Origin of the sequence: Amycolatopsis sulphurea (assembly GCF_002564045.1) — a bacterium.
Classification (GTDB): Bacteria; Actinomycetota; Actinomycetes; order Mycobacteriales; family Pseudonocardiaceae; genus Amycolatopsis; species Amycolatopsis sulphurea.
Genome location: NZ_PDJK01000002.1, coordinates 3,759,105 through 3,784,568 on the forward strand (window position 1 = coordinate 3,759,105; position 25,464 = coordinate 3,784,568).

21 protein-coding genes are annotated in these 25,464 nt (G+C 68.1%); 14 read left to right on the forward strand and 7 right to left on the reverse strand.

Translation table 11 applies throughout. The features are described from left to right. Positions 1-56: 56 nt before the first annotated feature. Both ATK36_RS23295 and metX read left to right on the forward strand, forming a co-directional pair. A complete protein-coding gene (locus ATK36_RS23295) occupies positions 57-1,364 on the forward strand; it encodes a bifunctional o-acetylhomoserine/o-acetylserine sulfhydrylase (RefSeq protein ID WP_098515127.1) in 1,308 nt (435 codons plus the stop codon). After that, positions 1,361-2,482, forward strand: a complete 1,122-nt coding sequence (gene metX, locus ATK36_RS23300) for a homoserine O-acetyltransferase MetX (RefSeq protein ID WP_170069866.1) — start codon at positions 1,361-1,363, stop codon at positions 2,480-2,482. Before ATK36_RS23295 ends, metX begins: the two co-directional genes overlap by 4 nt. A 64-nt stretch (positions 2,483-2,546) precedes the next feature. Here the strand turns inward: metX and ATK36_RS23305 are convergent, their stop codons facing one another. After that, entirely contained in the window at positions 2,547-3,320 is a 774-nt protein-coding gene (locus ATK36_RS23305) for an SGNH/GDSL hydrolase family protein (RefSeq protein ID WP_098513436.1), read from the reverse strand. A gap of 195 nt (positions 3,321-3,515) precedes the next feature. Here ATK36_RS23305 and ATK36_RS23310 point away from each other — a divergent pair, with 195 nt between their 5' ends. The 7 genes from ATK36_RS23310 to ATK36_RS23340 all read left to right on the forward strand — a co-directional run bounded on the left by ATK36_RS23310 (position 3,516) and on the right by ATK36_RS23340 (position 12,151). Continuing rightward, a complete protein-coding gene (locus tag ATK36_RS23310; protein ID WP_170069867.1) occupies positions 3,516-4,106 on the forward strand; it encodes an SACE_7040 family transcriptional regulator in 591 nt (196 codons plus the stop codon). A gap of 55 nt (positions 4,107-4,161) precedes the next feature. Continuing rightward, positions 4,162-4,659, forward strand: a complete 498-nt coding sequence (locus tag ATK36_RS23315; protein ID WP_098513437.1) for a hypothetical protein — start codon at positions 4,162-4,164, stop codon at positions 4,657-4,659. A gap of 202 nt (positions 4,660-4,861) precedes the next feature. Then, positions 4,862-6,475 (forward strand): carboxyl transferase domain-containing protein, encoded by a 1,614-nt coding sequence (locus ATK36_RS23320; RefSeq protein WP_098513438.1) that lies wholly within the window; start codon positions 4,862-4,864, stop codon positions 6,473-6,475. Between the two features lie 5 nt (positions 6,476-6,480). Further along, the gene (locus tag ATK36_RS23325; RefSeq protein WP_098515130.1) at positions 6,481-8,466 is read left to right on the forward strand and encodes an acetyl-CoA carboxylase biotin carboxylase subunit; all 1,986 of its coding nucleotides are present in this window, start codon (positions 6,481-6,483) and stop codon (positions 8,464-8,466) included. Beyond that, positions 8,463-9,623, forward strand: coding sequence for an acyl-CoA dehydrogenase family protein (locus tag ATK36_RS23330; RefSeq protein ID WP_098513439.1), 1,161 nt, complete (start codon positions 8,463-8,465; stop codon positions 9,621-9,623). Before ATK36_RS23325 ends, ATK36_RS23330 begins: the two co-directional genes overlap by 4 nt. Before the next feature lie 573 nt (positions 9,624-10,196). Next, the gene (locus ATK36_RS23335) at positions 10,197-11,252 is read left to right on the forward strand and encodes an alpha/beta fold hydrolase (RefSeq protein WP_098513440.1); all 1,056 of its coding nucleotides are present in this window, start codon (positions 10,197-10,199) and stop codon (positions 11,250-11,252) included. Between the two features lie 437 nt (positions 11,253-11,689). Then, entirely contained in the window at positions 11,690-12,151 is a 462-nt protein-coding gene (locus tag ATK36_RS23340) for a DUF4190 domain-containing protein (protein ID WP_342752056.1), read from the forward strand. Between the two features lie 44 nt (positions 12,152-12,195). Here the strand turns inward: ATK36_RS23340 and ATK36_RS23345 are convergent, their stop codons facing one another. From ATK36_RS23345 to ATK36_RS23355, 3 genes are all read right to left on the reverse strand, one after another. Next, the gene (locus ATK36_RS23345; RefSeq protein ID WP_170069868.1) at positions 12,196-12,939 is read right to left on the reverse strand and encodes a MerR family transcriptional regulator; all 744 of its coding nucleotides are present in this window, start codon (positions 12,937-12,939) and stop codon (positions 12,196-12,198) included. A 1,115-nt stretch (positions 12,940-14,054) separates the two neighbouring features. Continuing rightward, positions 14,055-15,263 carry an acyl-CoA dehydrogenase family protein gene (locus tag ATK36_RS23350; RefSeq protein ID WP_098513443.1) on the reverse strand — a complete coding sequence of 403 codons (1,209 nt, stop codon included), beginning with the start codon at positions 15,261-15,263 and terminating at the stop codon, positions 14,055-14,057. A 25-nt stretch (positions 15,264-15,288) separates the two neighbouring features. Further along, entirely contained in the window at positions 15,289-16,584 is a 1,296-nt protein-coding gene (locus ATK36_RS23355) for an acyl-CoA dehydrogenase family protein (RefSeq protein ID WP_098513444.1), read from the reverse strand. Positions 16,585-16,857: 273 nt separating this feature from the next. On the opposite strand from ATK36_RS23355, the gene ATK36_RS23360 reads away from it, so the two are divergent. Further along, complete coding sequence (locus ATK36_RS23360; RefSeq protein ID WP_098513445.1) at positions 16,858-17,382, forward strand: EF-hand domain-containing protein; 525 nt, start codon at positions 16,858-16,860, stop codon at positions 17,380-17,382. Between the two features lie 5 nt (positions 17,383-17,387). Beyond that, complete coding sequence (locus ATK36_RS23365; RefSeq protein ID WP_245915033.1) at positions 17,388-18,257, forward strand: SAM-dependent methyltransferase; 870 nt, start codon at positions 17,388-17,390, stop codon at positions 18,255-18,257. Between the two features lie 8 nt (positions 18,258-18,265). Here ATK36_RS23365 and ATK36_RS23370 read toward each other — a convergent pair whose 3' ends face one another. Next, on the reverse strand, positions 18,266-19,444 hold the full coding sequence (locus tag ATK36_RS23370; RefSeq protein WP_098515132.1) for a TetR/AcrR family transcriptional regulator: 1,179 nt from the start codon (positions 19,442-19,444) through the stop codon (positions 18,266-18,268). Positions 19,445-19,603: 159 nt separating this feature from the next. Between ATK36_RS23370 and ATK36_RS23375 the strand changes: the two genes are divergently transcribed. After that, positions 19,604-20,815 carry an acetyl-CoA C-acetyltransferase gene (locus ATK36_RS23375; protein ID WP_098513446.1) on the forward strand — a complete coding sequence of 404 codons (1,212 nt, stop codon included), beginning with the start codon at positions 19,604-19,606 and terminating at the stop codon, positions 20,813-20,815. Positions 20,816-20,823: 8 nt separating this feature from the next. Then, the gene (locus ATK36_RS23380) at positions 20,824-22,995 is read left to right on the forward strand and encodes a 3-hydroxyacyl-CoA dehydrogenase NAD-binding domain-containing protein (protein WP_098513447.1); all 2,172 of its coding nucleotides are present in this window, start codon (positions 20,824-20,826) and stop codon (positions 22,993-22,995) included. 45 nt (positions 22,996-23,040) lie between these two features. On the opposite strand, the gene ATK36_RS23385 is transcribed toward ATK36_RS23380, so the two are convergent. Continuing rightward, on the reverse strand, positions 23,041-24,471 hold the full coding sequence (locus tag ATK36_RS23385; RefSeq protein WP_098513448.1) for a hypothetical protein: 1,431 nt from the start codon (positions 24,469-24,471) through the stop codon (positions 23,041-23,043). A 408-nt stretch (positions 24,472-24,879) separates the two neighbouring features. After that, positions 24,880-25,050 (reverse strand): hypothetical protein, encoded by a 171-nt coding sequence (locus ATK36_RS34465; protein ID WP_342752102.1) that lies wholly within the window; start codon positions 25,048-25,050, stop codon positions 24,880-24,882. Between ATK36_RS34465 and ATK36_RS34470 the strand changes: the two genes are divergently transcribed. Next, positions 25,010-25,279 carry a DUF3761 domain-containing protein gene (locus ATK36_RS34470; protein WP_342752095.1) on the forward strand — a complete coding sequence of 90 codons (270 nt, stop codon included), beginning with the start codon at positions 25,010-25,012 and terminating at the stop codon, positions 25,277-25,279. The two genes, ATK36_RS34465 and ATK36_RS34470, sit on opposite strands and share 41 nt — an antisense overlap. Positions 25,280-25,464 lie beyond the last annotated feature (185 nt).

A 25,464-nucleotide genomic window follows, 5' to 3' on the forward strand; every position in this document is an offset into this window, starting at 1 on the left:
CCGATCCGATTCCCCGCCGGGTCATGCCCAACCCTTTGACCCGCAAGGAGAAACCGATGCCGGACGACACCGCGGCCTGGTCCTTCGAAACCAAGCAGATTCACTCGGGAGCGGCTCCCGACCCGGCCACCGGAGCCCGTGCGACGCCGATCTACCAGACCACTTCGTTCGTCTTCCGGGACAGCCAGCACGGGGCCGATCTGTTCAGCCTCGCCGAGCCGGGCAACATCTACACCCGCATCAACAACCCCACCCAGGACGTGCTGGAGCAGCGGGTCGCCGCGCTGGAAGGCGGGGTCGCGGCGCTCGCGTTCGCCTCCGGCTCGGCCGCCACCACGGCGGCGATCCTGAACCTGGCCAGCGCGGGCGACCACTTCGTGTCCAGCCCTTCGCTCTACGGCGGCACCTACAACCTGTTCCACTACACGCTGCCGAAGCTCGGCATCGAGGTCACCTTCGTCGACGACCAGGACGACGCCGAGCAGTGGCGGGCCGCGGTCCGGCCGAACACGAAGCTGTTCTTCGCCGAGACGCTCGCCAACCCTGGCGGTAACGTGCTCGACATCCGCAAGGTCGCCGACGTGGCCCACGAAGCGGGCGTACCGCTGGTCGTGGACAACACCGTGCCCACGCCGTTCCTTCTGCGGCCGATCGAACACGGCGCGGACGTCGTCCTGCACTCGGCCACGAAGTACCTCGGTGGCCACGGCACCACCGTCGCCGGCTTGCTGGTCGACGGTGGCACGTTCGACTTCGGTAAGGACCCGGCCCGCTTCCCCGGGTTCAACGAGGCCGACCCGAGCTACCACGGCCTCAAGTACTGGGAAGCGCTCGGCCCGGGTGCGTACGCAGCGAAGGCGCGCGTACAGCTCCTTCGCGACACCGGCGCGTCGATCGCCCCGTTGAACAGTTTCCTGATCCTGCAGGGCATCGAAACGCTGTCGCTGCGTCTGGAGCGGCACGTCGCCAACGCGCAGGCGCTCGCCGAGTGGCTGGAGCAACGAGACGAGGTCGAGAAGGTCTACTACGCCGGTCTGCCGTCCAGCCCGCACTACACCGCCGCGCAGAAGTACCTGCCGCGCGGCGCGGGCGCAGTGCTGTCGTTCGACTTGCGTGGCGGCGCGGATGCGGGCCGCAAGTTCGTGGACGGCACGGAGTTGCACAGCCAGCTGGTCAACATCGGCGACGTGCGGAGCCTGATCGTGCACCCGGCGTCCACCACGCACAGCCAGCTCAACGAGGACGAACAGCTGGCCAGCGGGGTCACCCCTGGGCTCGTACGGCTGGCAGTCGGCCTGGAAGGGCTCGAGGACCTCAAAGCCGACCTGGAAGCGGGGTTCCGCGCCGCGAAGGCGGACCTGTGACCGATCCCGTGCCCGCCACCGGAGCGTGGCGGGCCGGGGATCCGCCCGGGCGGCGGAAGTGGTTCACCGTCCCCGGCGCGCTCGCGCTGGAGGCCGGCGGTGTGCTGCCCGGCTATACCCTCGCCTACGAGACGTGGGGAACTCTCGCCCCGGACGCGTCCAACGCGGTGCTGATCGAGCACGCGCTCACCGGCGACAGTCACGTCGCCGGTCCGGCCGGGCCGGGACACCCGAGCCCCGGCTGGTGGGACGAGCTGGTCGGGCCGGGTAAGGCGTTCGACACCGACGAAGTGTTCGTGGTCGCCGCGAACGTGCTCGGCGGGTGCCAGGGTTCCACTGGGCCGGCATCCCCCGATCCGGACGGCAGGCCCTGGGGCAGCCGGTTCCCGGCGGTGACCGTGCGGGACCAGGTGCATGCAGAGGCAGCGCTGGCGGATGCGCTCGGCATCGAGCGCTGGGCCGCCGTGGCCGGTGGGTCGATGGGCGGTATGCGGGCCCTCGAATGGGCGGTTTCGCTACCCGATCGGGTCATCTCGGCGCTCGTGGTGGCCTCGACCGCGCAGGCCTCCGCGGACCAGATCGCCTGGGCTTCGCCGCAGCTGCACGCGATCCGCACCGATCCGGGCTGGCGTGGCGGCGACTATTACTCGGCCGCACCGGGTGAAGGCCCGCATTCCGGGCTCGGGATCGCCCGGCGGATCGCGCACACCACTTACCGCAGCGAGGCCGAACTGGCCGTACGGTTCGGCAGTAGTCCGCAGGAGGCGGAGGATCCGTTGCGGGGCGGCCGGTTCGCCGTCGAGTCCTATCTGGACCATCACGCGGACAAGCTGGCCCGCCGGTTCGACGCGGGCTCCTACGTGCGGCTCACCGAATCGATGAACACCCACGACGTGGGCCGCGGCCGGGGCGGGGTGGCCGCCGCACTGGGCCGGATCACCGCCCGGGTCGTGGCCGCCGGCGTGCACAGCGACCGGCTCTACCCGCCGTATCAGACGGAACGGATCGCCGCCGGTACCGGGACCACCGCCGCGGTGCTGGACTCCCCGCACGGCCACGATTCGTTCCTGCTGGAAACCGCCCAGCTCGCTGCCCTCGTCAAGTCTCTCCTCGGCTGAACAGCTGTGAAGGGGCCCTTCACGGACTCAGAGTCCGTGAAGGGCCCCTTCACAGCCCGGAAAATCAGCCGATCGCGGAGGAGAGCGGAGCGTAGTAACCGCCCCGCTGGCCTGCCACGGTCGGGTGGTAGGACTCATCGACCGGGAAGGTGAGACTGTGCAGGTAGTCACCGGCCGGGGAGCAGATGTTGTGGCCGGTGAAGGCCGGGCGGACATCCACGAACTTGGCTCCGGCCGCCAAGGCGCGCGCGGAGAGCACCGAGGCCAGCGTGTCGGCGCCGGAGTTGATCGCGGACCGCTTCGTGTCGCTCAGCCCGACCGAGCACGAACCCGGCACGGTGTAGAAGCGTGGGTAGGACAGCACGACGAGCTTTGCGTTCGGCGCCTTGGCCTTGACCGCCGCGTAAACCTTGTTGAGCAGCCCCGGCAGGGTGTTCTGCACGTAGGACTTCGCCGTGTTCACCCGGTTGACGCAGGTCTGGTCGTTGTTGAGGGTGCACGTGGTGATCACGTCGGTGAAGCCCGCGTCGTTGCCGCCGACGGTGACCGTGACCAGCGTGGCATTCGACGGCATCGAGCCGATCTGGTTCAGCACGTCGCCGGTCTTGGCGCCGGAGCAGGCGAGGAAGGTGAACTTGGTGCCCGAATGGGCGTTGGCCCACAGCTGTCCGTAGGCGTTCGCACTGCGTTTGCAGGCGCCCGAGTTGCCGTAGTTCCCGGCGCCTACTCCGGAGGAGTAGGAATCGCCGAGCGCGACGTAATTGGTGGCCTGGACGGCGTTCGCGGTGCCCGCGATGCCGAGTGATGCAAGCAGAGCGACCCCCAGGGCCGCGCACATCCGGGAGAGGTTTCGTGATGGTGGACGGGTGGCAGCAGCCATGGGTCACTCCTGTCGTGACAGCTTGACGGAGTAAAGCAATACCAGGCGCAATCCCCACAGGCACCCCGAAAATGGCAGGTCACCCCACTTGGCCCAACCCGGAAGTCTGACCGGAGGTTAGTGCCCGCTAACACCCGGTCTTACTATGGCCAGATGCGGGCGAATCCCACCCCACTCGTGCAGGGCGAGAAGGCGAACAGGCGGGAACAGATCTTGGCGGCCGCCGCCGAACTGTTCGCCCACCACGGCTTCCACGGCGTGGGCATCGACGACATCGGTGCCGCGGTCGGCATCTCGGGGCCTGCGTTGTACCGGCATTTCCGCAGCAAGGACGCGATCCTCGGTGAGATGCTCGGCTCGATCAGCGACTTTCTGCTGACGGGGGGTACCGCGCGGGCCGAGGCGGGCGGCACGCCGGAGGAGCTGCTCGGCGCGCTGGTCCGCTTCCACGTCGACTTCGCCCTCGAGAACCCGGCCCTGATCACCGTCCAGGAACGCAATCTGGCGAACCTCACCGACAGCGACCGCAAGCAGGTGCGGGCCCTGCAGCGGCAGTACGTCGAAGTGTGGGTGCGGGCGATCCGCGCGGCGCGGCCGGGCCTCGGCGAGCGGCAGGCCCGGTCCGCGGCACACGCCGTGTTCGGCCTGATCAACTCCACCCCCTACAACCGCCATCTCGGTGACGGCGAGCTGGCCGATCTGCTGTGCCGGCTCGCGCTCGGTGCCCTTTCCGCGGCGGGCTGAGCACCCGGGTTTCGGGGTATCCCCACGAGTGCCGGTGCTGGTGTTTGATAGGCACGTGACCCCCGACCGGAGCGAAGACGAGCAGCGGCTCGTCGAGAAGGCGCAGCGTGCGCTCGTCGCGATCAGTCTTGGCGAAGACGCCGAAGCACTCGACGAGGTCATGCCGTCGGCCGATGAGCCGGACGCCCGGTCCGAGGAGACCAAGGCGCTGATGATGCTGCTGTTCGGCGAGTGCAGCGCGATGGTGTCCACGCTGGGTGACGGTGGCACCGCCCCGGTCAAGGTCCAGGTCTTCGACGAGGACGGCGAAGAGGTGTCCATCGATCAGGCCGACCCGCCGGTGCGCACCGCGGTCCGCACGCTGCTGGCCGAGGTGCACGGCAACACCGCCGCCGCGCGGGAGCAGGTGGAGATCGCGCTCGCCAGCGCCGCGCCGAACGAGGTGGACAGCCTGGTCCTGCAGGCCTTGCGCTGGACCATCCGGCTGTCGGTGGAATGTCTCGACCGGGATCTGCCGGTCGCGTCCTGGATCTCGGACGCGGTCGCCGACTGAGGTTCGCCCGGATACCGGCCGCCGTCTGCCGCCGCGCCGGTCGCGGCTCGGTCGGTCCTGAGCGAAACACTGCTGGGTGACGCCGAGATTGAAGCCCCGCAGTTGCCCTGGGCACACTGAGCACGGCCGGACTGGACAGGCTGGTTAACGACCACTAACCTCGAAGTGGAGTTAACGACCGCTAACGTCTCGACGGAGAGCCATGGACACGCCGGTACTGCGCAGTTCCGCGGACCCGCGCAGCGATACCTTCACCCGCAGCGTCACCTCGCACGGTGAGCTTGTCGAAGACCTGCGCAAGCGTCTGGCCACGACCCGGCTCGGCGGGCCGGAGAAGTCCCGGACCCGGCATGTCGAGCGCGGCAAGCTGCTGCCCCGCGACCGGGTGGACACCCTGCTCGACCCGGGCTCGCCGTTCCTGGAGCTCTCGCCGCTGGCGGCGACCGGGCTCTACGAGGACGAGGCGCCCGCAGCCGGGATCATCACCGGGATCGGGCGGGTGTCCGGCCGCGAATGCGTGATCGTGGCCAACGACGCCACGGTCAAGGGTGGCACCTACTATCCGATGACGGTGAAGAAACACCTGCGTGCGCAGGAAGTCGCACTGCACAACAACCTGCCGTGCATCTACCTGGTCGACTCCGGCGGCGCGTTCCTGCCGCGGCAGGACGAGGTCTTCCCGGACCGTGAGCACTTCGGCCGGATCTTCTACAACCAGGCCACCATGTCCGCGCGCGGCATCCCGCAGATCGCCGCGGTGCTCGGCTCGTGCACCGCGGGCGGCGCGTACGTGCCGGCGATGAGCGACGAAGCGGTGATCGTGCGCAATCAGGGCACGATCTTCCTCGGCGGCCCGCCGCTGGTGAAGGCGGCGACCGGCGAGGTGGTCACCGCCGAGGAGCTGGGCGGCGGCGACGTGCACTCGCGGCAGTCGGGCGTGACCGACCACCTCGCCGACGACGACGCGCACGCGTTGCGCATCGTCCGCGACATCGTGTCCACGCTCGGCCCGCGCACGCCGCGGCCGTGGGACGTGCGGCCGGTCGAGGCGCCGGCGGCCGATCCGCGTGAGCTGTACGGCGTGGTGCCCACCGATTCGCGGACGCCCTACGACGTGCGCGAGGTGATCGCGCGGGTTGTGGACGGCAGCCGGTTCTCGGAGTTCAAAAAGGAATACGGCAGCACGCTGGTCACCGGATTCGCGCATATCCACGGGCATCCGGTCGGCATCATCGCGAACAACGGCGTGCTGTTCGCCGAGTCCGCGATGAAGGGCGCGCACTTCATCGAGCTGTGCGACCGGCGTTCGATCCCGTTGGTATTCCTGCAGAACATCACCGGGTTCATGGTCGGTCGCGCGTACGAGGCGGGCGGGATCGCCAAGCACGGCGCGAAAATGGTGACCGCCGTGGCGTGCGCCAAGGTGCCGAAGTTCACCGTGATCATCGGCGGTTCGTTCGGCGCCGGGAACTACTCGATGTGCGGCCGGGCGTACTCGCCGCGGTTCCTCTGGATGTGGCCGAACGCGCGGATCTCGGTGATGGGCGGGGAGCAGGCCGCGTCCGTGCTTTCCACCGTGCGCCGGGACGCGATCGAGGGTCGCGGCGGCGAATGGTCCACAGAGGACGAAGAGACGTTCAAGGACCCGATTCGCGAGCAGTACGAGGAGCAGGGCAGCCCGTACTACTCCACCGCGCGGCTGTGGGACGACGGCGTGATCGACCCGGCGGACACCCGCACGGTGCTCGGGCTCGCGCTGTCGGCCGCGGCCAATGCCCCCCTGCCCGAGGTCAACTACGGCGTCTTCCGGATGTGATGAGCATGTTCACTACTGTGCTGGTCGCCAACCGCGGGGAGATCGCCGTCCGCGTGATCCGGTCGTTGCGCGAACTCGGGATCCGTTCCGTCGCGGTGTACAGCGACGCGGACGTCGACGCCCGCCACGTGCGCGAGGCCGACATCGCGGTGCGGCTCGGCCCCGCCGAAGCGGCGAAGAGCTACCTGTCGATTCCGGCGATCGTCGATGCCGCCCGGGTGACCGGCGCGCAGGCGGTGCACCCGGGTTACGGCTTCCTCGCCGAAAACGTCGACTTCGCCAGGGCCTGCGCCGAGGCGGGGCTGGAGTTCATCGGACCGCCGCCCGAGGCGATCGAGAAGATGGGCGACAAGATCCGCGCGAAGGCCACGGTGTCCGCGGCCGGTGTGCCGGTGGTGCCCGGTGCGTCCGATGTGGACATACCGGAGGGCGGATTCGCCGAAGCCGCTGCCCGGGTGGGCTATCCGTTGCTGATCAAGCCTTCCGCGGGGGGCGGTGGCAAGGGCATGCGGCTGGTCCACGAAGAGTCCGAATTGGACGCTGCGGTGGAGTCGGCCCGCCGTGAGGCGAAGAGTTCTTTCGGCGACGACACGTTGCTGATCGAGCGGTTCGTCACCACCCCGCGGCACATCGAGATCCAGGTGCTGGCCGATGCGCACGGAACCGTGCTGCACCTCGGTGAACGCGAATGCAGCCTGCAGCGGCGGCACCAGAAGATCATCGAGGAAGCGCCTTCGGTACTGCTCGACGAGGCGACCCGGCAGAAAATGGGCACTGCCGCCGCGGAGGCCGCCCGCTCGGTCGGTTACGTCGGCGCCGGCACCGTCGAGTTCATCATGTCCGCGCACAATCCGGACGAATTCTTCTTCATGGAGATGAACACCCGGCTGCAGGTCGAGCACCCGGTCACGGAAATGGTGACCGGCTTGGATCTGGTGGCCTGGCAGGTGCGGATCGCCGCCGGGCAGCCGCTCACCGTGCGGCAGGAGGACGTCCGGCTCGAAGGGCACGCGATCGAGGCCCGCGTCTACGCCGAGGACCCGGCCCGTGGCTTCATCCCGACCGGTGGCACGGTCCTGGCCGTACGCGAGCCCTCCGGCGCCGGTGTCCGGGTGGATTCGTGGATGACCCCCGGCGCGGTGATCGGCTCGAACTACGATCCGATGCTGGCCAAGGTGATTGCCTACGGCCCGGACCGCGAGGCCGCGCTGCAGAAGCTCGACCGGGCGCTCGCCGACACGGCGTTGCTCGGGGTCGGCACGAACATCGCGTTCCTGCGCGCCCTGCTCGCGGACGAGGACGTGCGGACCGGGCGCCTGGACACCGAACTGGTCGACCGGCGACTGTCCGAATTGGTCTCTCCGGCGGTGCCACTGGAGTTCTTTGTGGCCGCCGCCGTGGATCGGCTGCTCTCGCTGGAGCCTTCCGGCGCGGTAGTGGACCCGTGGGAGGTGCCGTCGGGCTGGCGGCTCGGCGCTCCCGGCGGCGTGACCTTCCGCATGCGTACCGGGGAAAACCAGGCGGTGGTGCGGGTGACCGGCACGCCGTCGGCGGCTTCGGTGCGAGTGGACGACGAAGAACCGGTCGAGGTCTCCGCGTATCGCGAAGGCGATCTGCTCGAAATTCACCGGGCAGGCGGAACCGAGCGCTACCGGCGTGCGGACGGTCCGGAAAGGACGGTCTGGCTCTCCCGGGAGGGCAGCGCGTTCGCGTTCGCCGACCAGGAGTTCACGCTCGCCGCGCGGGGTGAGGCGGCCGGCGCCGGTCCGGTCAAGAGCCCGATGCCCGGCACCGTGCTGGTGGTCAAGGCGGCCAAGGGCGACGTCGTACAGGCCGGGGCGCCGTTGCTGGTCGTCGAGGCGATGAAGATGGAACACACCGTGACCGCGCCGATCGACGGGGTGGTGAGCGAGCTGCCGGTCCGGGTCGGACAGCAGGTCGCATTGGACGAGACGCTGGCCGTGGTGACTGCCGGAGAGGAGAAGCCGTGATCGACTTCCGGTTGGACGAGGAATACGAAGCACTGCGCAAGACCGTCGAGGACTTCGCACACACCGAGGTCGCGCCGGTGATCGGGCCGTTGTACGAGAACGAGGAATTCCCGTACGACCTGGTCGCCAAGATGGGCGAGATGGGCCTGTTCGGCCTGCCGTTCCCCGAGGAATTCGGCGGGATGGGCGGGGACTACTTCGCGCTGTGCCTGGCCCTGGAGGAACTGGCCAGAGTGGACTCCTCGGTGGCGATCACCCTGGAGGCCGGGGTTTCGCTCGGCGCGATGCCGATCTACCGGTTCGGCACGCCCGAGCAGAAGGCGCAGTGGCTGCCCGCCCTGTGCTCCGCCGAGGCACTCGGCGGATTCGGGCTCACCGAGCCCGGCGGCGGCTCGGACGCGGGCGCCACCCGCACCCGCGCCCGGCTCGACGGCGACGAGTGGGTGATCAACGGCAGCAAGGCGTTCATCACCAACTCCGGCACCGACCTCACCCGGCTGGTCACGGTCACCGCCGTGACCGACGTGATGGAGAACGGCCGCAAGGAGATCTCCGCGATCATCGTGCCCTCGGGCACCCCCGGGTTCAAGGTGGCGCCGAAGTACTCGAAGGTCGGCTGGAACTGCTCGGACACCCACGAACTGTCCTTTTCGGACGCCCGGGTGCCGGCGGACAACCTGGTCGGCCGCCGTGGCCGTGGCTATGCGCAGTTCTTGTCCATTCTGGACGAAGGCCGGGTGGCGATCGCCGCGCTCAGCGTGGGTCTCGCACAGGGCTGTGTGGACGAATGCCTGACCTACGTGAAGGACCGGGTCGCCTTCGGCCACCGGATCGGCGAGTACCAGGCGATCCAGTTCAAAATCGCGGACATGGAGGTGCGCACGCACACCGCCCGGCTGGCCTACTACCAGGCGGCGTCGAAGATGCTGCGCGGCGAGCCGTTCAAGAAGGAAGCCTCGATCGCGAAGCTGGTCGCCTCGAACGCGGCGATGGACAACGCTCGCGACGCCACGCAGATCTTCGGCGGCTATGGCTTCATGAACGAATCGCCGGTCGGCCGCTTCTACCGTGACGCGAAGATCCTCGAAATCGGCGAAGGCACGAGCGAGGTCCAGCGGATGCTGATCGCCCGGCACTTGGGTGTCGGCGTGGCCTAGATGGTCGAGGGCCCGTGATCAGCAGAGAGAGCCGTGGCTGCCCGACCGGTTTCGGGTCCGTGAGGGTGCCCCTGACGGACTCAGAGTCCAGGGTGTCGGCAAAGTCGGTGTGAGGGGCCCTTCGCCGACCGCGGGGGTCCGTGAAGGTCCGTGAAGGGGCCCTTCACGGACTCTGAGTCTGTGAAGGGGCCCTTCACGGACCCGAGACAGGTCTGGTGCACAGCGCGAGGTGGTCGCGCGTCTCGAATAGCTCCGCATCGTGCGTTGCCGGGCGTGATCGACGAAGAGGGCAGACGCCGTCGATGATGACGCGGCAGCCACGGCTCTCTGCTGATCACGGGTCCCGACCGACTTTGCTGGAACCCTGGCCTCTGAGTCTGTGAAGGGGCCCTTCACAGCCCACCGCAGCTGCGCAGGGCCCTCCACGCCGACTTTGCCGACACCCTGCGGCACCTGGGTGTCGGCGTGGCCTGATTCCCTGGCGGGGTCCGCGGGGCTTGTGTGTGGCGTGGTGGACCGGCGCTCGTCGGCACGGCAAAATGCCGGGGGACGACGAGCGCCAGGAGGCACGACATGGTTTCCCCACCGGCACGGCTGGCCGCCGCCGCGTCCAATGTCGTGGGCAAGGTGTTCCACGGTGGGGTCGCCGACCTGCGGCCAATGCCGCGGGTGCTGATCGACCAGGGCCCGAACCGCTCGCTGTACCGGATGACGCACGGCGCCGCCGAGGCGTCCGGCCCGCCGATCCTGCTCGTGCCGCCGCTGGCCGCGCCCGCGTTGTGCTTCGACCTTCGCCGGGGCTGCAGCCTGGCGGAGCACCTGGTGACGGCCGGGCGCCGGGTGTACCTGGTGGACTACGGCATGGTCGCCTTCGCCGACCGCAGGCTGGGCATCGAGCACTGGATCGACGAGGTGCTGCCGCGGGCGATCCGCAAGGTGAGCGAGGACGTCGGCGGTCAGGGCGTGCACCTGGTGTCCTGGTCGCTCGGCGGGATCTTCGCCATGCTGGCCGACGCCGACCGGCCGGACCTGCCGATCGCCTCGATCACCGCGATCGGCTCGCCGGTCGACTTCACCGCGATCCCGATCGTCGCGCCGTTCCGTCCGCTGGTGGACCTGACCGGCGGGCACCTGCTGACCCCGGTGTACCGCGCGCTCGGCGGCGCACCGTCCTATGTGGTCAGCCGGGTGTTCCGGGTCACCGGGATCTCCAAGGAGATCACCAAGCCGCTGGCCATCCTGAAGAACCTCGACGACCGCGATTACCTCGCGCAGATCGAGGCGGTCGACCATTTCATGGGCAATATGTACGCCTATCCCGGACGCACCTTCGGGCAGCTGTACCACCGCTTGTTCCGCACCAATGACCTCGCCGAGGGCACTGTGGACCTCGGCGGCCGCAAGATCAACCTGTCCGACGTGCGGTCCCCGGTGCTCGTCGTGGCCGGCGAGAACGACACGATCGCGCCGCGTGCCTCCGTGGAACGGGTGGTCCAGCTGCTCGACAACGCCCCGTCCGTGACCTTCCGGACCGCGCCCGGCGGGCACCTCGGCGTCCTGACCGGACGCCGCGCCCGCGGCACGACCTGGCGTTACCTGGATGAATTCCTGGACGGGCAGATCGGCTGAGATCCGGCGCTTACGTATGCCATTGGCTACAGCTATTACCTTTTCCAACGGTGCCGCCCGGGTGCCGCGGACCGGAGGTGACTCGTGATCCCGAAGACCTGCCCGGAATGTCTGGGTTCCGGCATGGACCCCGACCGCAAACCGTGTCCCCGCTGCGGCGGACTCGGTGATGTCTACGGCATTCGCGCTCCGGAAATCACGGCCCAGGCGCCGAACCGGAAGGCCGCGGTGTAACGAACGCACCGTCCGAGACGACCTTTTCGTGCACACATCGAGCACGAGAGGTTCGGATGTCCGTTCCCAGCCATTCCCAGTACCAGGCCGCTCCGCAGCCGCCGCAGCCCAAGAACGGTTTCGGGACCACCGGGTTCGTTCTCGGGCTGCTCGGCCTGATCTTCTCGTTCATTCCGATCATCGGGGTCATCTCGTGGCCGCTGGTGATCCTGGGCATCGTCTTCGCCGCGCTCGGAATCGCCCGGGCCCGCTCCGGCAAAGCCACGAACAAGGGCCTCGCCATCGCCGGCCTGGTACTTTCCGTGCTCGGACTGATCGTCGCGATCCTGTGGGCCGCGGTGTTCACGAAGGCAGTCAACGATGTGACCACCGAAGCGAACCGCACGGTCACGGTGCACTATGAGGTAACCGGCACCGCGCCGGACGCCTCCGTCGCCTACACCACGTTCGGCGATGGCAATTTAACCACCAATCAGGAAACGCCGAAAGCACTGCCTTGGTCGAAAGACCTTACGACCAAGGGTCTGGTGAAGGGCGGCACCCTGACGGTCACGACCGGAATGGCGGGCGGAAACGTCACCTGCAAGGTCGTCGTCGATGGGAAGCCGGCGAAGACCGCGACCGCTTCGGGCAATTTCGCCACCGCCTCGTGCGACGGTTTCTGACCCGGAGGCCCGCATTCGGGTAGTCCGTTGTCCCGCTGACCCGGTCAGCCCGTCAGGACCGCCGGGAGCCGGTCGTCGCAGGCCTGGCCGGTGACGAGCAAATGTGCTCGGTAGAGCACTTCGAGCTGCGCGAGGTTGTAGAACTCGCTGACCGCTTTGACGACGGTGCTTTCGGCACGGTCCGAGGACTGCATCCCGGGATTACCCACCCAGTCGTACCGATCCCCTCGCTCCCGCAGCACCGCGGCGATGTCGGCGGCGAGCCGGACCTTCGTCGCGGTGTCGGCATCGGCGGGCAACCAGCTGAGTTCGCGCTCGGCGGCGGAGAGCCCGGAGTTCACCATCTGCCGGATCTCGTCCATCGCGGTCTTGGTCAGGACCCGCGAAAGCACGAGGAGCAGTGCCCGATCGCCCGGACTGAGTTCGTTCGCCCCCGCACCGAATTCCGGCGGCAGGTCGACCGACCCACCGGAACGCCGGAATTCGGCCAGCTCGGCGTGGACCCGCTGCAGCCGCTCGATGGTCGCCAGCACCTCGGACTCCACCATCTCCAGCGCTCGGCCGGGGTCGTCGCCCTCGGCCCGCACCTGCGCGATCCGCGCGAGCGGCATCCCCAAATCGACAAGTCGGCGGATCTGCAGAAGCTGCACCAGATGCTGCGCCGTGTACTGCTTGTACCCGTTGGCCAGCCGCTTCGGCTCCTCAAGCAGCCCGATCTGGTGATAATGCCGCACGGCCTTCACCGTCGTTCCCGCCAACCCGGCCAGCTCGCGAGTACTCCAAGTCACGTGGATCATTCTCCGTAACTTTCCCTTTTGCCCGATCTCTCGAACCGTACCGGAGCGGCTTCGGGCGGTGAGACCGACCGGTCGGTGTCTTCTGTTCGTCACGGACCCCCGCCTCCAGCCGCTCCCGGACCGGTATCCCGATCCAACACCCCAACACGTTCGGTAATGCGAAGTTGCTGAAAGTAGTCACACTTGGCGTTCGGGATGGCTCCCCTTGCTCATCGACTCCACCATCAGCTGACCTGCGTGTTTCGACGTCGAACCGTGCGAAGCTCATTCCGTGGACGACATGCGCGGCGTGGATCTGTCACTTGGTGCCTGGTCTGGTGACGCGTCAGGGCTTTACTGCACAACGACGAGTGCCTCGTGACCCATGCGGACGGCTCAGGATGGCACCTGTATAGCCGCCCCGCGATCACAGATTTCATGTGGCGCGAGGTTGCCCCGCAGCGAGTCGAGCTGGTTTGGTCCGCCATTACCTGCGTGGTGGAGGGCGGAGTCGAGACAGAGGAGCCGTCGGATCGAGTACGGAGTTCGTTTGCCTGGCAGGTCAATGAGGAAGACATCCCGATTGCCGGACGGCATCAGGTCCTGAGGGTCGACCCCTCGGTCGTGTATGCGCGTATGTTCGGCCGATGGGCGCCGCCTCTCCGAGGCAGGGTGTCGGCAAAGTCGGCGCGAGGGGGCGCAGACGGCGGGTCCGTGAAGGTCTGTGAAGGGGCCCTTCACGGACTCAGAGTCTGTGAAGGGCCCCTTCACGGACCCGGGACAGGTCCGGCACACACCACGAGGTGGTCGCGCATCTCGAACACCTCCGCTTCGCTCGCTGCCGGGCGCAATCGACGACGATGGCAGGCGCCATCGATGATGACGCAGCAGCTACGGCGCTCTGCTGATCATGGGTCCTCGACCAACTTTGGCCGGGACCCTGGCCCCCTCCCAGGGTTCCGGCAAAGTCGTTGGTGCTGGTCGGGCCGGGTGAGGGGCAGGCACGGCTCTCCCGCCGAAGGCCGTGCCTGCCCTTCACCCGGCCTGACCAGCCCCTACACGACTTTGCCGGGACCGTGCTCTCCGAGGTGAGGCAGGGGCCGAGGCGGCTTTCCGTTACGCCCGAACTACTTCAACTCCGCCGAGGACTTCCCCAGCACCCGCCGGGCCACGATCAACTGCTGAATCTGCTGCGTCCCCTCAAAGATGTCCAGAATCTTCGCGTCCCGAGCCCACTTCTCCAGCAGTGACTCCTCCGTATACCCGTACCCCCCAGCCAGCTCTACGCACTTCAACGTCACCTCGACCGCCGTCCGCCCGGCCTTGGCCTTTGCCATTGAAGCCTGCAGTGAGTTCGGCTTGCGATTGTCCGCCATCCACGCCGACTCCAAGGTCAGCAGGTACGCTGCCTCGTAGTCGGCCTCCAGCTGCAGAAACACCGCAGCCGCAGCATGTTGAGTGTGCGCCGGGCGGTCGTAGTCGATCCGTACCCCGGCCTCGGTGAGAATCCGGCGGGTCTCTTCCAGTGCCGCACGGGTGACGCCGATCGCCATGGCCGCGACCAGTGGCCGGGTGTTGTCGAAGGTCTGCATGACCCCCGCGAAACCCTTGGCGGTGTCGATTTCCGGCGAGCCCAGGAGGTTCTCCCTGGGAACGCGGCAGTTCTCGAAGCGCAGCACGGCGGTGTCGGACGCGCGGATGCCCAGCTTGTGCTCCAGTCGCACCACCTCGAACCCGGGGGTGCCTTTCTCCACCACGAACGACTTGATCGCGGCGCGCCCCTTGCTCCGGTCCAGGGATGCCCACACCACCACGGCGTCGGCGCGTTCGCCGGAGGTGACGAAGATCTTCTCGCCGTTGATGAGGTAGTCGTCACCGTCCACAGTGGCGGTAGTGGTGATCGCGGCGGAGTCCGAGCCGCAGCCGGGTTCGGTGATCGCCATCGCGGCCCAGACGCCCTTGAATCGTTCCAGCTGCTCGTCGGTGGCGACGGAGCTGATCGCCGCGTTGCCGAGGCCTTGGCGCGGCATGGAAAGCAGCAAGCCGACGTCGCCCCAGCACATCTCGATGGTGCCGAGTACCACGTTCAGGTTGCCGCCGTTGCGGTTTCCCTTTTTCTCGTCCTTTTCGGACCGTCGGACGCCGGCCGCGCCGGCGCCGCCTTCGCCGGAGGAGTTGAGCCCGTCCAGGAGCGCGGCGAACATGTCCAATTCGGACGGATAGCTGTGTTCGGCGCGGTCGTACTTGCGGGAGATCGGCCGGAAAACCTCGGCCGCGGCCTGATAAGCCTGGTTGATCAGCGCGCCGGCCTTCTTCGGAACTTCGAGGTTGATCATAAAACTAGCCCTTTCGCGGAAATCCTCAGAGCAGGACTGCGCCTTCCATCACGCCGATCGCCCGCAGATCGCGGTACCAGCGTTCTACCGGGTGCTCTTTGACGAAGCCGTGTCCGCCGAGCAGCTGCACGCCCGCGCTGCCGATCTGCATGCCCTTGTCGGTGGCGAGTTTGCGGGCCAGCGCGGCCTCCCGCGCGTATTCCTTGCCCTGTTCGGCGCGGGCCGCTGCACGCAGCGTGACCAGGCGCAGGCCTTCCAGCTCGATCGCGATGTCGGCAACTGAGAACGCGACCGCCTGCCGATGGCTGACCGGCTCGCCGAAAGCGGTCCGCTCGTTCACGTAGGGAACCACATAGTCCAGCACGGCCTTGCCGACACCGGCGGCCAGCGCCGCCCAGCCGAGCCGGGAGAGCCGGACCACCTCGGTGAACACCTCCGCCTTGCCGCCACCGAGCAATGCACCGGCGGGCAGCGCGACCTTTTCCAGGTGCAGTTTTCCGGTGGCCGCCCCGCGCAGCCCCATCGCCGGTTCGCGCTCGATCGTGACGCCGGCGTTGCCTGATTCGACCAGGAACAGCGCAGGTCCGCGGCCCTCCAGATCGGCTGAGACGAGGAACAACTCCGCCTGGGCGGCCCGTGGTACGAGCGACTTCACTCCGTCGAGCTGGTAGCCCTTCGGCGTGCGCTTGGCTTTCGTCGCGGGCTTGACTGGGTCGAACAGCGGCGCGCGCTCCAGCAGTGCGAGCGCGGCGGCCGGTACGTGCTCACCGGTGAATGCTGGTACGTAGTCGGCTTGCTGCTGTTCGTCTCCCCAGGCGACGAGCGCGGTGCTGACCGCGGACGGCGCCAGCACCGCGACGGCGAGCCCGAGGTCGCCGTGCCCGAGTGCTTCGGCGACCAGCGCGTTGGTGACCACGGACCGCTCGGTGCCCGCGCCGCCCAGCTCCTCGGGGATCCCGGCCAGGCTGATGCCCAGCTCGGACGCCCGGCTCAACAAGCCTTCGGGGGCGTCGAGTTTTGCGTCCGCGTCCGCCGCGGCAGGGCGCAGCTGCTCGGCTGCGAACTCGCGCACCGTGTCCGCGATGAGCTGCTGCTCTTCGCTTGGTGTGACGTCGAATAGCCCGCCGTCCGCAGCTGGGGCCAGCCGGGCCGGACTGTTCAGCCGTCGAGCCGAGGTGAACGACCGGGTCGCCGCACCGGCCGCTCGGAAGCCGGTCCGGGTGCCAGCCTTGACCAGGTTCTGCAGCGGTTCGCGCAGCCCGGCCCGGACGAACACCCGGCTCCCCGCCAGCCGGGTGAGCGCGGCCAGGCCGATGCCCATCGCGTCGCGTCTCCTTGGCGCAGCCATGTCGCCCTCTCCATCGACTACCTACTGGTGAGTAGGTTAACGCTAGACGGTGACCTGCGCCAGCGCGGGCCGTCCGGTCGCGGTGGGTGAGGGGTGGTGTCCCCGGTCGGCCGAATGGTTCGTGCACCCCGGTGAATTCTTCCGGAAACCGTTTTTGCACACTTTGGAGTGAAAGCGGTTTCGGGCTTCTCGGCGTACGCGCGAAACTGCTTCGGACCATTTCCTCAGGTGAAAGGTGCGCGATACATGACCACGGCCGTCGACCGTATCAAGCTGATTTTCGAGCTCTTCGACGTCGATCGGAACGGATTTCTGGAGGCGCGGGACTTCTCGTTGATGGCCGGGCGCGTGGACGCCGCCGCGGCCGACGAAGCCGCCGGTGACGCGCCGAGACGCGCCATGCGCGCGGCCTTCTCCCGCTACTGGGAGACCTTGCGTCACGAGCTCGACGCCAACCGTGATGGCCGGGTGAGCTACGAGGAGTTCGCTGCCTGCGTGCTGTCGCCGGAGAAGTTCGAGGGCACGATCGCCGAGTTCGCCGACGCGCTCTCGACCCTCGGCGACCCGGACGAGGACGGGCTGGTCGAGCACGAGCTGTTCACCGAACTGATGCTCGCGATCGGTTTCGCGCCCGACAACATCGACGCGTTGTTCGACGCATTCGGCCCGGACGATCAGGACCGGATCGAAGTGTCGGTGTGGAACGGATCCATTCGCGATTACTACCATCCGGAAAAGACCGGAATCGCCGGCGATCATCTCGTCGGCTGAGCCCGGTGCCCGTTTCCCCCGTCGGCCGCACCGCACTGATGGTCGCCGCGGCGAGGGCGATCGAGGGCACCCGCCCCGACGCGCTGGCTTGCGACCGGTTCGCCGAAGCGTTCGTCCGAGCCGACGAATTCGCCGCCGGATGGCCGGTGAGCTGGGCGGAAGTGCCCGACGGCGACGCCGACCCGCTGTGGGGCCGGCTCGCGCACTACTTCGGCCTGCGCACGCGTGTCCTCGACGATTTCCTGCTGCGCGCCGTGCGCGACGGGATCCGGCAGATCGTGCTGCTCGGCGCCGGCCTCGACACCCGCGCTTTCCGGCTCGGCTGGCCGCCCGGTTGCCGCTTCTTCGAACTCGATCGCGCCGAAATCCTCGTCCACAAGCAGTGGGTCCTCGACGGCATGGCCGCGCAGCCGGTCGCCGAACGTGCCACGATCGCCGTCGACCTGTGTGACGAGTGGTCGAAACCGTTGCAGAAGAACGGTTTCGACCCGACGCTGCGCACGGCGTGGCTGGTGGAGGGGTTGCTGCTGTACCTGCCGGGCGACGCCGAGCGCAGGCTGTTCGACGCCGTACATCAGCTGTCCGCCCCCGGTTCGGTGCTGGGGTATGAGATCAAGCTGACCCCGGAGCGTCCAGTGGTGCAGCACAGCCCGATCTACCGGCACGCGCGCGAGCGCATCGGCCTTGATCTGCTGGGCCTGTTCGACTACGAACCGCGTCCGGAATCCGCGGCCGACCTGATGGATCGCGGCTGGGCCATGCAGGTGCGCACGCCGTTCCACTTCACCGCGAAGTACGGGGCGGGCCCACGACCGCTGCCGAGCGACGCGCTGGAGGCGAACCGGTGGATCTTCGGCCGCCGGTCGTCTGGGTGAGCCGGGGCTCAGCCGAGCCCGAGCGCGGTTTCCAGCAGCGCCGTCAGCTCGGCTTCGAGCCCTGGCCGTCCGTTCACCGGCCGCGTCCGGCTCAGGTCGTTCGCGATCGTCAGCGCCGCGTGCACCCGGATCTTCGCCTCGCGGGCGGGCAGCCCCGGCTGTGCCGCGGTCAGCAGAGCGACCCACTGCCCGACGTAATCCCGTTGCACACGAAGGAGATCGGCCTTGTCGCGGTCCGGGACCGCGACCCGGCCCTCGGTGAACGAAACCAGCATTTCGGGGGTACGCAGCAGCGTTCGCACGTACGACGCGGCCAGCTGCCGCAGCGCCGTCGTCTCGTCCGGGGCCTGTAGCGCCTGCTCGGCGGCCAGCGCCAGCCGGTCCGCCGCCCGATGGCCGATCGCCCCCATCAGCGCCGCCTTGCTCGGGAAGTGACGGTAGACGCTCGGGCCGGCGATGCCCGCGGCCGCGCCGATGTCCTCCATGCTCACCGCGTGGAAACCACGTTCGCCGAACAGCGACGTGGCCGCGGTGAGGATCTGCTCCCGGCGCGACGGCGTGCCCAGCCCGGGGGTGATCGTGGCCACCGGAGCGCTCTCGGGGAGTGTGGCGTCGAGCACATCGCTGGCCAGCTCGGCGAGCAGTGACACGAAGCGTTTGCGAGCCACCGATGTGTGGTGCACGGCGACGCTTCCGAACACCGACAACGCGGCCCAGCACAGGAACTCGGCGTTGTCGGTGGTCAGTTCCGGACGCAGCGTGCGCAGCAGCTTCGTCCACGCGTCGAGTACCGCGCTCGACCGGCGGCGGATCTCGCGGCGCTCTTCGCGCGGCAGATGCGGCCCTTCCCAGCGCCACAGCGCGGCGATCTCCCGGCGTTCGACGCCGTGCGTCGCCATGCCGGTGAGTAAGGTGCTCAGCTGCTCGGCTGGCACTTCGGAGCAGGCCAGCGAAGCGCTGGTGACTGCTTCCATCTCATCGATCCCGCCCAGCACGACGTAGGCCAGGATCGCCTGCTTGTCCGTGAAATGCCGGTACAGCGCGGGTCCTGTGATACCTGCCTCAGCGGCGATGTCGATGACCGAGACGCCGTGGAAGCCACGCACGCGGAACAGCCCGGCTGCCACCGCGGCGAGCTGGGCTTTGCGGTCGCGAGGCCGCGAAGCGCGTGCGGGCTGGGTACTCATGGTGAACCGACCATAGCCGTATTTGGAACGGGAGCAAACCATTGACACCTTGGGGTTCTCAGGGCCTATGTTAATGGCCATTAGCACCTACTGGTGGGTATGCTCAGCGGGGAGTTACACCGCAGTGTCCAACCACGCCGCTTCGCGGAGGAGTGTTCAGTGAGTAGCGAGGCCTACATCTACGAGGCGTTGCGCACGCCCCGGGGCAAGAACAAGGGCGGTGCCCTGCACGGCACCAAGCCGGTCGACCTGGTGGCCGGCCTGATCGAAGAGCTCAAGGTCCGTCACCCGAACCTCGACCCGAAGGCGATCGACGACATCGTGCTCGGCGTCGTGTCCCCGGTCGGCGAGCAGGGCGCGGACATCGCGCGGACCGCCGCACTGGTGTCCGGCCTGCCCGAGACGGTGGCCGGGGTGCAGCTCAACCGGTTCTGCGCGTCCGGCCTGGAAGCCACGAACACCGCCGCGCAGAAGGTGCGTTCCGGCTGGGATCAGCTGGTCATCGCGGGCGGGGTGGAGTCGATGTCGCGGGTGCCGATGGGCTCCGACGGCGGCGCGCTGTTCATGGACCCGGCCACCGCCTACGACCAGTACATCGTGCCGCAGGGCATCGGCGCCGACCTGATCGCCACCATGGAGGGCTTCTCCCGCGAGGACGTCGACCGGTTCGCGGTCCGTTCCCAGGAGAAGGCCGAGGCGGCCTGGTCCGGCGGCTACTTCGCGAAGTCCGTGGTGCCGGTGAAGGACCTCAACGGCGTCACCATCCTCGACCACGACGAGCACCGCCGTCCGGGCAGCACGGTGGAAGGCCTGGCGAAGCTCAAGCCGGCGTTCACCGCGATCGGTGAGATGGGCGGCTTCGACGCGGTCGCGCTGCAGAAGTACCACCAGGTCGAGAAGATCGACCACGTGCACACCGGCGGCAACTCCTCCGGCATCGTCGACGGCGCCGCGGTGGTGCTGGTCGGCAGCGAGCAGGCGGGCAAGACCTTCGGCCTCACGCCGCGGGCGCGCATTGTGGCCACCGCGGCCATCGGCTCGGAGCCCACGATCATGCTCACCGGCCCGACCCCGGCCACCCGGAAGGTGCTCAAGACCGCGGGCCTGACCGTGGACGACATCGACCTGTGGGAGCTCAACGAGGCGTTCGCCTCCGTCGTGCTGAAGTGGCAGAGGGATCTGGACCTGCCGGACGAGAAGATCAACGTCAACGGCGGCGCGATCGCCATGGGCCACCCGCTCGGCGCGACCGGCGCGATGCTGGTCGGCACCGTGGTGGACGAACTGGAGCGCCGTAACGCGCGGCGTGCGCTGGTGACGCTGTGCATCGGCGGCGGCATGGGCGTGGCGACGATCATCGAGCGGGTGTGAGGATAGAAATGGCTGAGAGCAAGACCATTCGCTGGGACTCCGACGCCGACGGCATCGTCACGCTGACCCTGGACGACCCCGGCCAGTCGGCCAACACGATGAACGCCGCGTTCCGCGAGTCGCTCGGTGTGATCGTCGACCGGCTCGAAGCGGAGAAGGACGACATCACCGGTGTCGTGGTCACTTCCGCGAAGAAGACCTTCTTCGCCGGCGGCGACTTGCGCGACCTGATCCAGGCCAAGCCGGAGGACGCCGCGGACATCACCGCGTCGAGCGGCGAGATGAAGAACGGGCTCCGCAGGCTGGAGCAGCTCGGCAAGCCGGTCGTCGCGGCCATCAACGGCGCCGCGCTCGGCGGCGGCCTCGAGATCGCGCTGGCCACCCACCACCGGATCGCGGCCGATGCCAAAGGCAGCCAGATCGGCCTGCCCGAGGTCACCCTAGGCCTGCTGCCCGGTGGCGGCGGCGTGGTCCGCACCGTGCGGCTGCTCGGCATCCAGAACGCGCTGCTGAACGTGCTGCTGCAGGGCCAGCGGCACAAGCCGCGCAAGGCGCTCGAGCTGGGTCTGGTGCACGAGGTCGTGGACACCGTCGAGGAGCTGGTGCCCGCCGCGAAGGCGTGGATCAAGGCCAACCCCGAGGGCGGCGTGCAGCCCTGGGACGTCAAGGGGTACAAGATCCCGGGCGGCACCCCGTCGAACCCGGGTTTCGCGGCGAACCTGCCGGCGTTCCCGGCGAACCTGCGCAAGCAGCTCAAGGGCGCGCCGATGCCCGCCCCGCGGGCGATCCTGGCCGCGGCGATCGAAGGGTCCCAAGTGGACTTCGACACCGCGATCACGGTCGAGACGCGCTACTTCGTGCACCTGGCCACCGGGCAGGTCTCGAAGAACATGACCAAGGCGTTCTTCTTCGACCTGCAGACGATCAACTCCGGCGGTTCGCGTCCGGACGGGTTCGAGAAGTACACCGCGAAGAAGGTGGGTGTGCTCGGCGCCGGGATGATGGGTGCCGCGATCGCGTACGTGTCCGCGAAGGCGGGCATCGACGTGGTCCTCAAGGACGTCTCGCGGGAAGCGGCCGAAAAAGGCAAGGGTTACGCGGTCAAGCTGGAGGAAAAGGCGCTCTCCCGCGGCAAGACGACGCAGGAGAAGTCGGACGAGCTGCTCGGCCGGATCATCCCGACCGGCGACGCGGCCGACCTCAAGGGCGTCGACTTCGTGATCGAGGCGGTGTTCGAGAGCGTCGAGCTGAAGCACAAGGTGTTCGCCGAGATCGAGGGCGTCGTCAACGCCGACGCCGTGCTCGGCTCGAACACCTCCACGCTGCCGATCACCACGCTCGCCGAGGGCGTGCAGCGGACCGAGGACTTCATCGGGATCCACTTCTTCTCGCCGGTGGACAAGATGCCGCTGGTCGAGATCATCTGCGGGGAGAAGACGTCGCCGGCCACACTGGCCAAGGTCTTCGACTACACGCTGCAGATTCGCAAGACCCCGATCGTGGTCAACGACAGCCGCGGCTTCTTCACCTCGCGGGTGATCGGCACGTTCATCAACGAAGCCGTGGCCGCGCTGGGCGAAGGCGTGGAGCCCGCGACGATCGAGCAGGCCGGTTCGCAGGCCGGCTACCCGGCGCCGCCGCTGCAGCTGATGGACGAGCTGACGCTGACCCTGCCGCGCAAGATCCGGGCCGAAACCCGGGCCGCGGTCGAGGCCGCGGGCGGCACCTGGACGCCGCACGCGTCGGAAGCCGTGATCGACCGGATGCTCGACGAGTACGACCGCAAGGGCCGCAGCACCGGCTCGGGTTTCTACGAATACGACGAGAACGGCAAGCGCACCGGCCTGTGGCCCGGCCTGCGTGACGCGTTCAAGTCCGGCACCGGCGACGTTCCCTTCGAGGATCTCAAGGAGCGGATGCTCTTCGCCGAAGCCCTGGAAACCGTGAAATGCTTCGACGAGGGCGTCCTGACCTCGATCGCCGACGCGAACATCGGCTCCATCTTCGGTATCGGCTTCCCCGCGTGGACCGGTGGCGTGATCCAGTACATCAACCAGTATTCCGGCGGCCTGCAGGGTTTCGTCGACCGGGCACGGGAACTGGCCGCCCGTTATGGCAGCCACTTCGAGCCTCCGGCTTCGCTGGTGGAGAAGGCGGCCAAGGGAGAGATCTACGAATAACGCTTGACGGACGGGGCCGCTCTGTTCGCCGGAGCGGCCCCGTTTTCATTCCTGCTCTTTACCGCGGCGGTTGGCGGCGTCGCCGCGCAGGTAGCGGATTTCGGCTCGGTTGCGGTCTCCGTCGTCGATCTTTCGCAGGGCCATCACGGCGCCGTCGCGGTCCATGGTGATGATCCCGCCCCAGTGCCGCTCCGCCGCGGATTGCCGCCACTGTCGGTGAATCGCCTGCAGCTCGGCTTCGTAGCCGGGATGGCCCGGGTCTTCCTTGAGGAGTTCGTACAGGTGCAGGGGAAGGCCGGAGAAGACCTCGACCCGGACTCCCCGGAACCGGAACACGTGATCCGTGCTGTCGAGGTCGATCCCGTTCACGGTGATCCGGACGTCACACTGGGCGTCGAGCCCGTGCTGCGCACGTTCTCCGCCGATCCGGAATCCCTGTCTCTGGGTAAGGTACCGGCTTGCGGTATCACGGTCGCCGGCGAAGGTGAGCAGCATGGCCGCCGACGATCGGACGAGGACCCGGGACAGCCACTCGTAGCCGCCGGGCTCAATGTGGAATCCAAGGCGGTCTGTCGAATTGCCGTCCTCGTCGGTGGTGGTGATGAACGAAATGAAGTTCTGCTGTTCCACTTCCCCGGACAGGTTCGGCAGTGATCCACCGGGGACGCCCAGCTCACCGCCGTCGTCGTTGCCGAGCATGAGAACTTCGATACCGTTCTTGCCGGCGAAGGTGGTGGACAGCAACAGATTCGGTACCGGGTGGGCGTCCGATCCCAGCGCTATCAGGTAAGCCAGTTCGGCGGACCGCGTTAGTTGCTTATGCTGAAGTGGCTCCTTCGCGTGCGAGCCACGGCCGTCGGCCACCGCCAAGAGCAGTGGCGCGGCCGCCTTCCGGCCGACGAGGAAGAAAGCCGGTCGTTCCGGCGGAGGTTTGGGTGCGTCCTGCTCGCGGTCCCTTGCGCGCATCGCCCAGCCCGCCGCGAGTGCGAGTTCGAGATCGACCACCTCGAAGCGATAGCCCGGGTGCAATCGTTCCAGGGTGCGCCGGGCGACCAGGAGCGCGACGGCGATGCCGAGATCTCGGGACTGCGTCCCTTTGTTGTGGTACCTGGTGTCTTTGGCATCCTCGGAACGGGCCAGGATCCCGTTTTCGGAACACAGGGTGGTGAGATAGCGCAGGCAGTTCCAGTGGTGGGAGAGGCCTCGCGAAGGATTCTGGCTGGACAATGCGGTGGCTCGGCCGAATGCCTGCAGGATGTCCCATGGCGTGGTCCCGATTCGCGGCACGGGCATCTTGCCCGGATCGGGTGGCTCCTCGCCTTCCTCTCCTTTCTTGCGGCGTTCGTCCCGGAGTTCGGCGGCCAGTCTCGCCACTGCCCCGGCGAGGCGCTCGTTCGAGCGAACCGGTATCTCCGCCGGTTGTCTCAGCTGAGCCATGCCCTTTTCGAAGGTCGCGTCAGCCGGCAGATCTGCCATCCTCACCCCTCATCGGTCGCCGTGGTCGGCCAGGCCCTTCCACGCAATCGAAAATCGGAGTCCTTGTCTGCCTCCTTCCGGTGGATATCTGTCACCGGAGTCGGCACCCACGGTGATCACCGGCCCCGGCGCGACTGGGTTGGTGGCCAGGCGGGCAGGCAACGGATGCGGCGTGCACGTCCGGCAGCATTCGTTGCCAGGCAACAGGTTTCCCGAAAACCGGTTTAATCGGCAACGGGTGTAACGGAATCCGGTCACCGCTCGACTACTCCTGCGCGTTGCATTGTGCGAGGAGGCAGGAATGCTGCGGAGACTGGGGATTGCCCTGGCTGTGGGCGTGTTGCTCGCCGGATGTGGAGCCGGCCCGGCACCGGCCGGGAATACCGGGACTACGTTGTCCACAAGCGGCTATCCGACGTCCTCGGCGCCGTCGTCCGCGACCAGCGTGCCGGAGTCGCCGGTGGTTTCGAGCAGCTCAGCCGTGCCTGCGACGTCGGTGGCTGCCGCGCCGGAAACCGCTGCCGCGCCGGACACCACGGTGAAGACGGCTGCGCCGAAAGTCGCCGCACCGAGAACCACCGCACCGAAAGTCGCTGCAGCGAAGCCGAAACCCCCCGATGTCGCAGCCCCGGCGCAGCCGGCCGCGTGCGGTGACGACTACTACCGGAATTCGTCCGGCATCTGCGTGCACCGCCCGTCGTCGAATTCGTCCGGTGCGACCGCGCTCTGCAAGGACGGCAGCTACAGCTACAGCCAGCACCGCTCGGGAACCTGCTCCGGGCACGGCGGGGTGCGGACATGGCTGTGATTTGACCCGCTGATCCGACCGCTCTGCCCCGACCGCTCGCCCCGGCCGTTCTGACCCGGCTGCTCCGTTCGGCCCAGTCCGGCGTATCCGGAGGGTCTGATGGGTCACGAACCCGCCGGTTCGGGTGGCTCGCCCGGTAACGTACGTTTCAGTACCGCGTACGGATTGGAACGACCGGGCAGGGG

What these genes read in the sequence shown, in the direction of transcription:
- ATK36_RS23295 (WP_098515127.1), top strand. Translation starts at nt 57, where the DNA reads ATGCCGGACGACACCGCGGCCTGGTCCTTCGAAACCAAGCAGATTCAC.
- ATK36_RS23305 (WP_098513436.1), bottom strand. Translation starts at nt 3,320, where the DNA reads ATGTGCGCGGCCCTGGGGGTCGCTCTGCTTGCATCACTCGGCATCGCG.
- ATK36_RS23310 (WP_170069867.1), top strand. Translation starts at nt 3,516, where the DNA reads ATGCGGGCGAATCCCACCCCACTCGTGCAGGGCGAGAAGGCGAACAGG.
- ATK36_RS23320 (WP_098513438.1), top strand. Translation starts at nt 4,862, where the DNA reads ATGGACACGCCGGTACTGCGCAGTTCCGCGGACCCGCGCAGCGATACC.
- ATK36_RS23325 (WP_098515130.1), top strand. Translation starts at nt 6,481, where the DNA reads ATGTTCACTACTGTGCTGGTCGCCAACCGCGGGGAGATCGCCGTCCGC.
- ATK36_RS23335 (WP_098513440.1), top strand. Translation starts at nt 10,197, where the DNA reads ATGGTTTCCCCACCGGCACGGCTGGCCGCCGCCGCGTCCAATGTCGTG.
- ATK36_RS23350 (WP_098513443.1), bottom strand. Translation starts at nt 15,263, where the DNA reads ATGATCAACCTCGAAGTTCCGAAGAAGGCCGGCGCGCTGATCAACCAG.
- ATK36_RS23355 (WP_098513444.1), bottom strand. Translation starts at nt 16,584, where the DNA reads ATGGGCATCGGCCTGGCCGCGCTCACCCGGCTGGCGGGGAGCCGGGTG.
- ATK36_RS23360 (WP_098513445.1), top strand. Translation starts at nt 16,858, where the DNA reads ATGACCACGGCCGTCGACCGTATCAAGCTGATTTTCGAGCTCTTCGAC.
- ATK36_RS23370 (WP_098515132.1), bottom strand. Translation starts at nt 19,444, where the DNA reads ATGAGTACCCAGCCCGCACGCGCTTCGCGGCCTCGCGACCGCAAAGCC.
- ATK36_RS23380 (WP_098513447.1), top strand. Translation starts at nt 20,824, where the DNA reads ATGGCTGAGAGCAAGACCATTCGCTGGGACTCCGACGCCGACGGCATC.
- ATK36_RS23385 (WP_098513448.1), bottom strand. Translation starts at nt 24,471, where the DNA reads ATGGCAGATCTGCCGGCTGACGCGACCTTCGAAAAGGGCATGGCTCAG.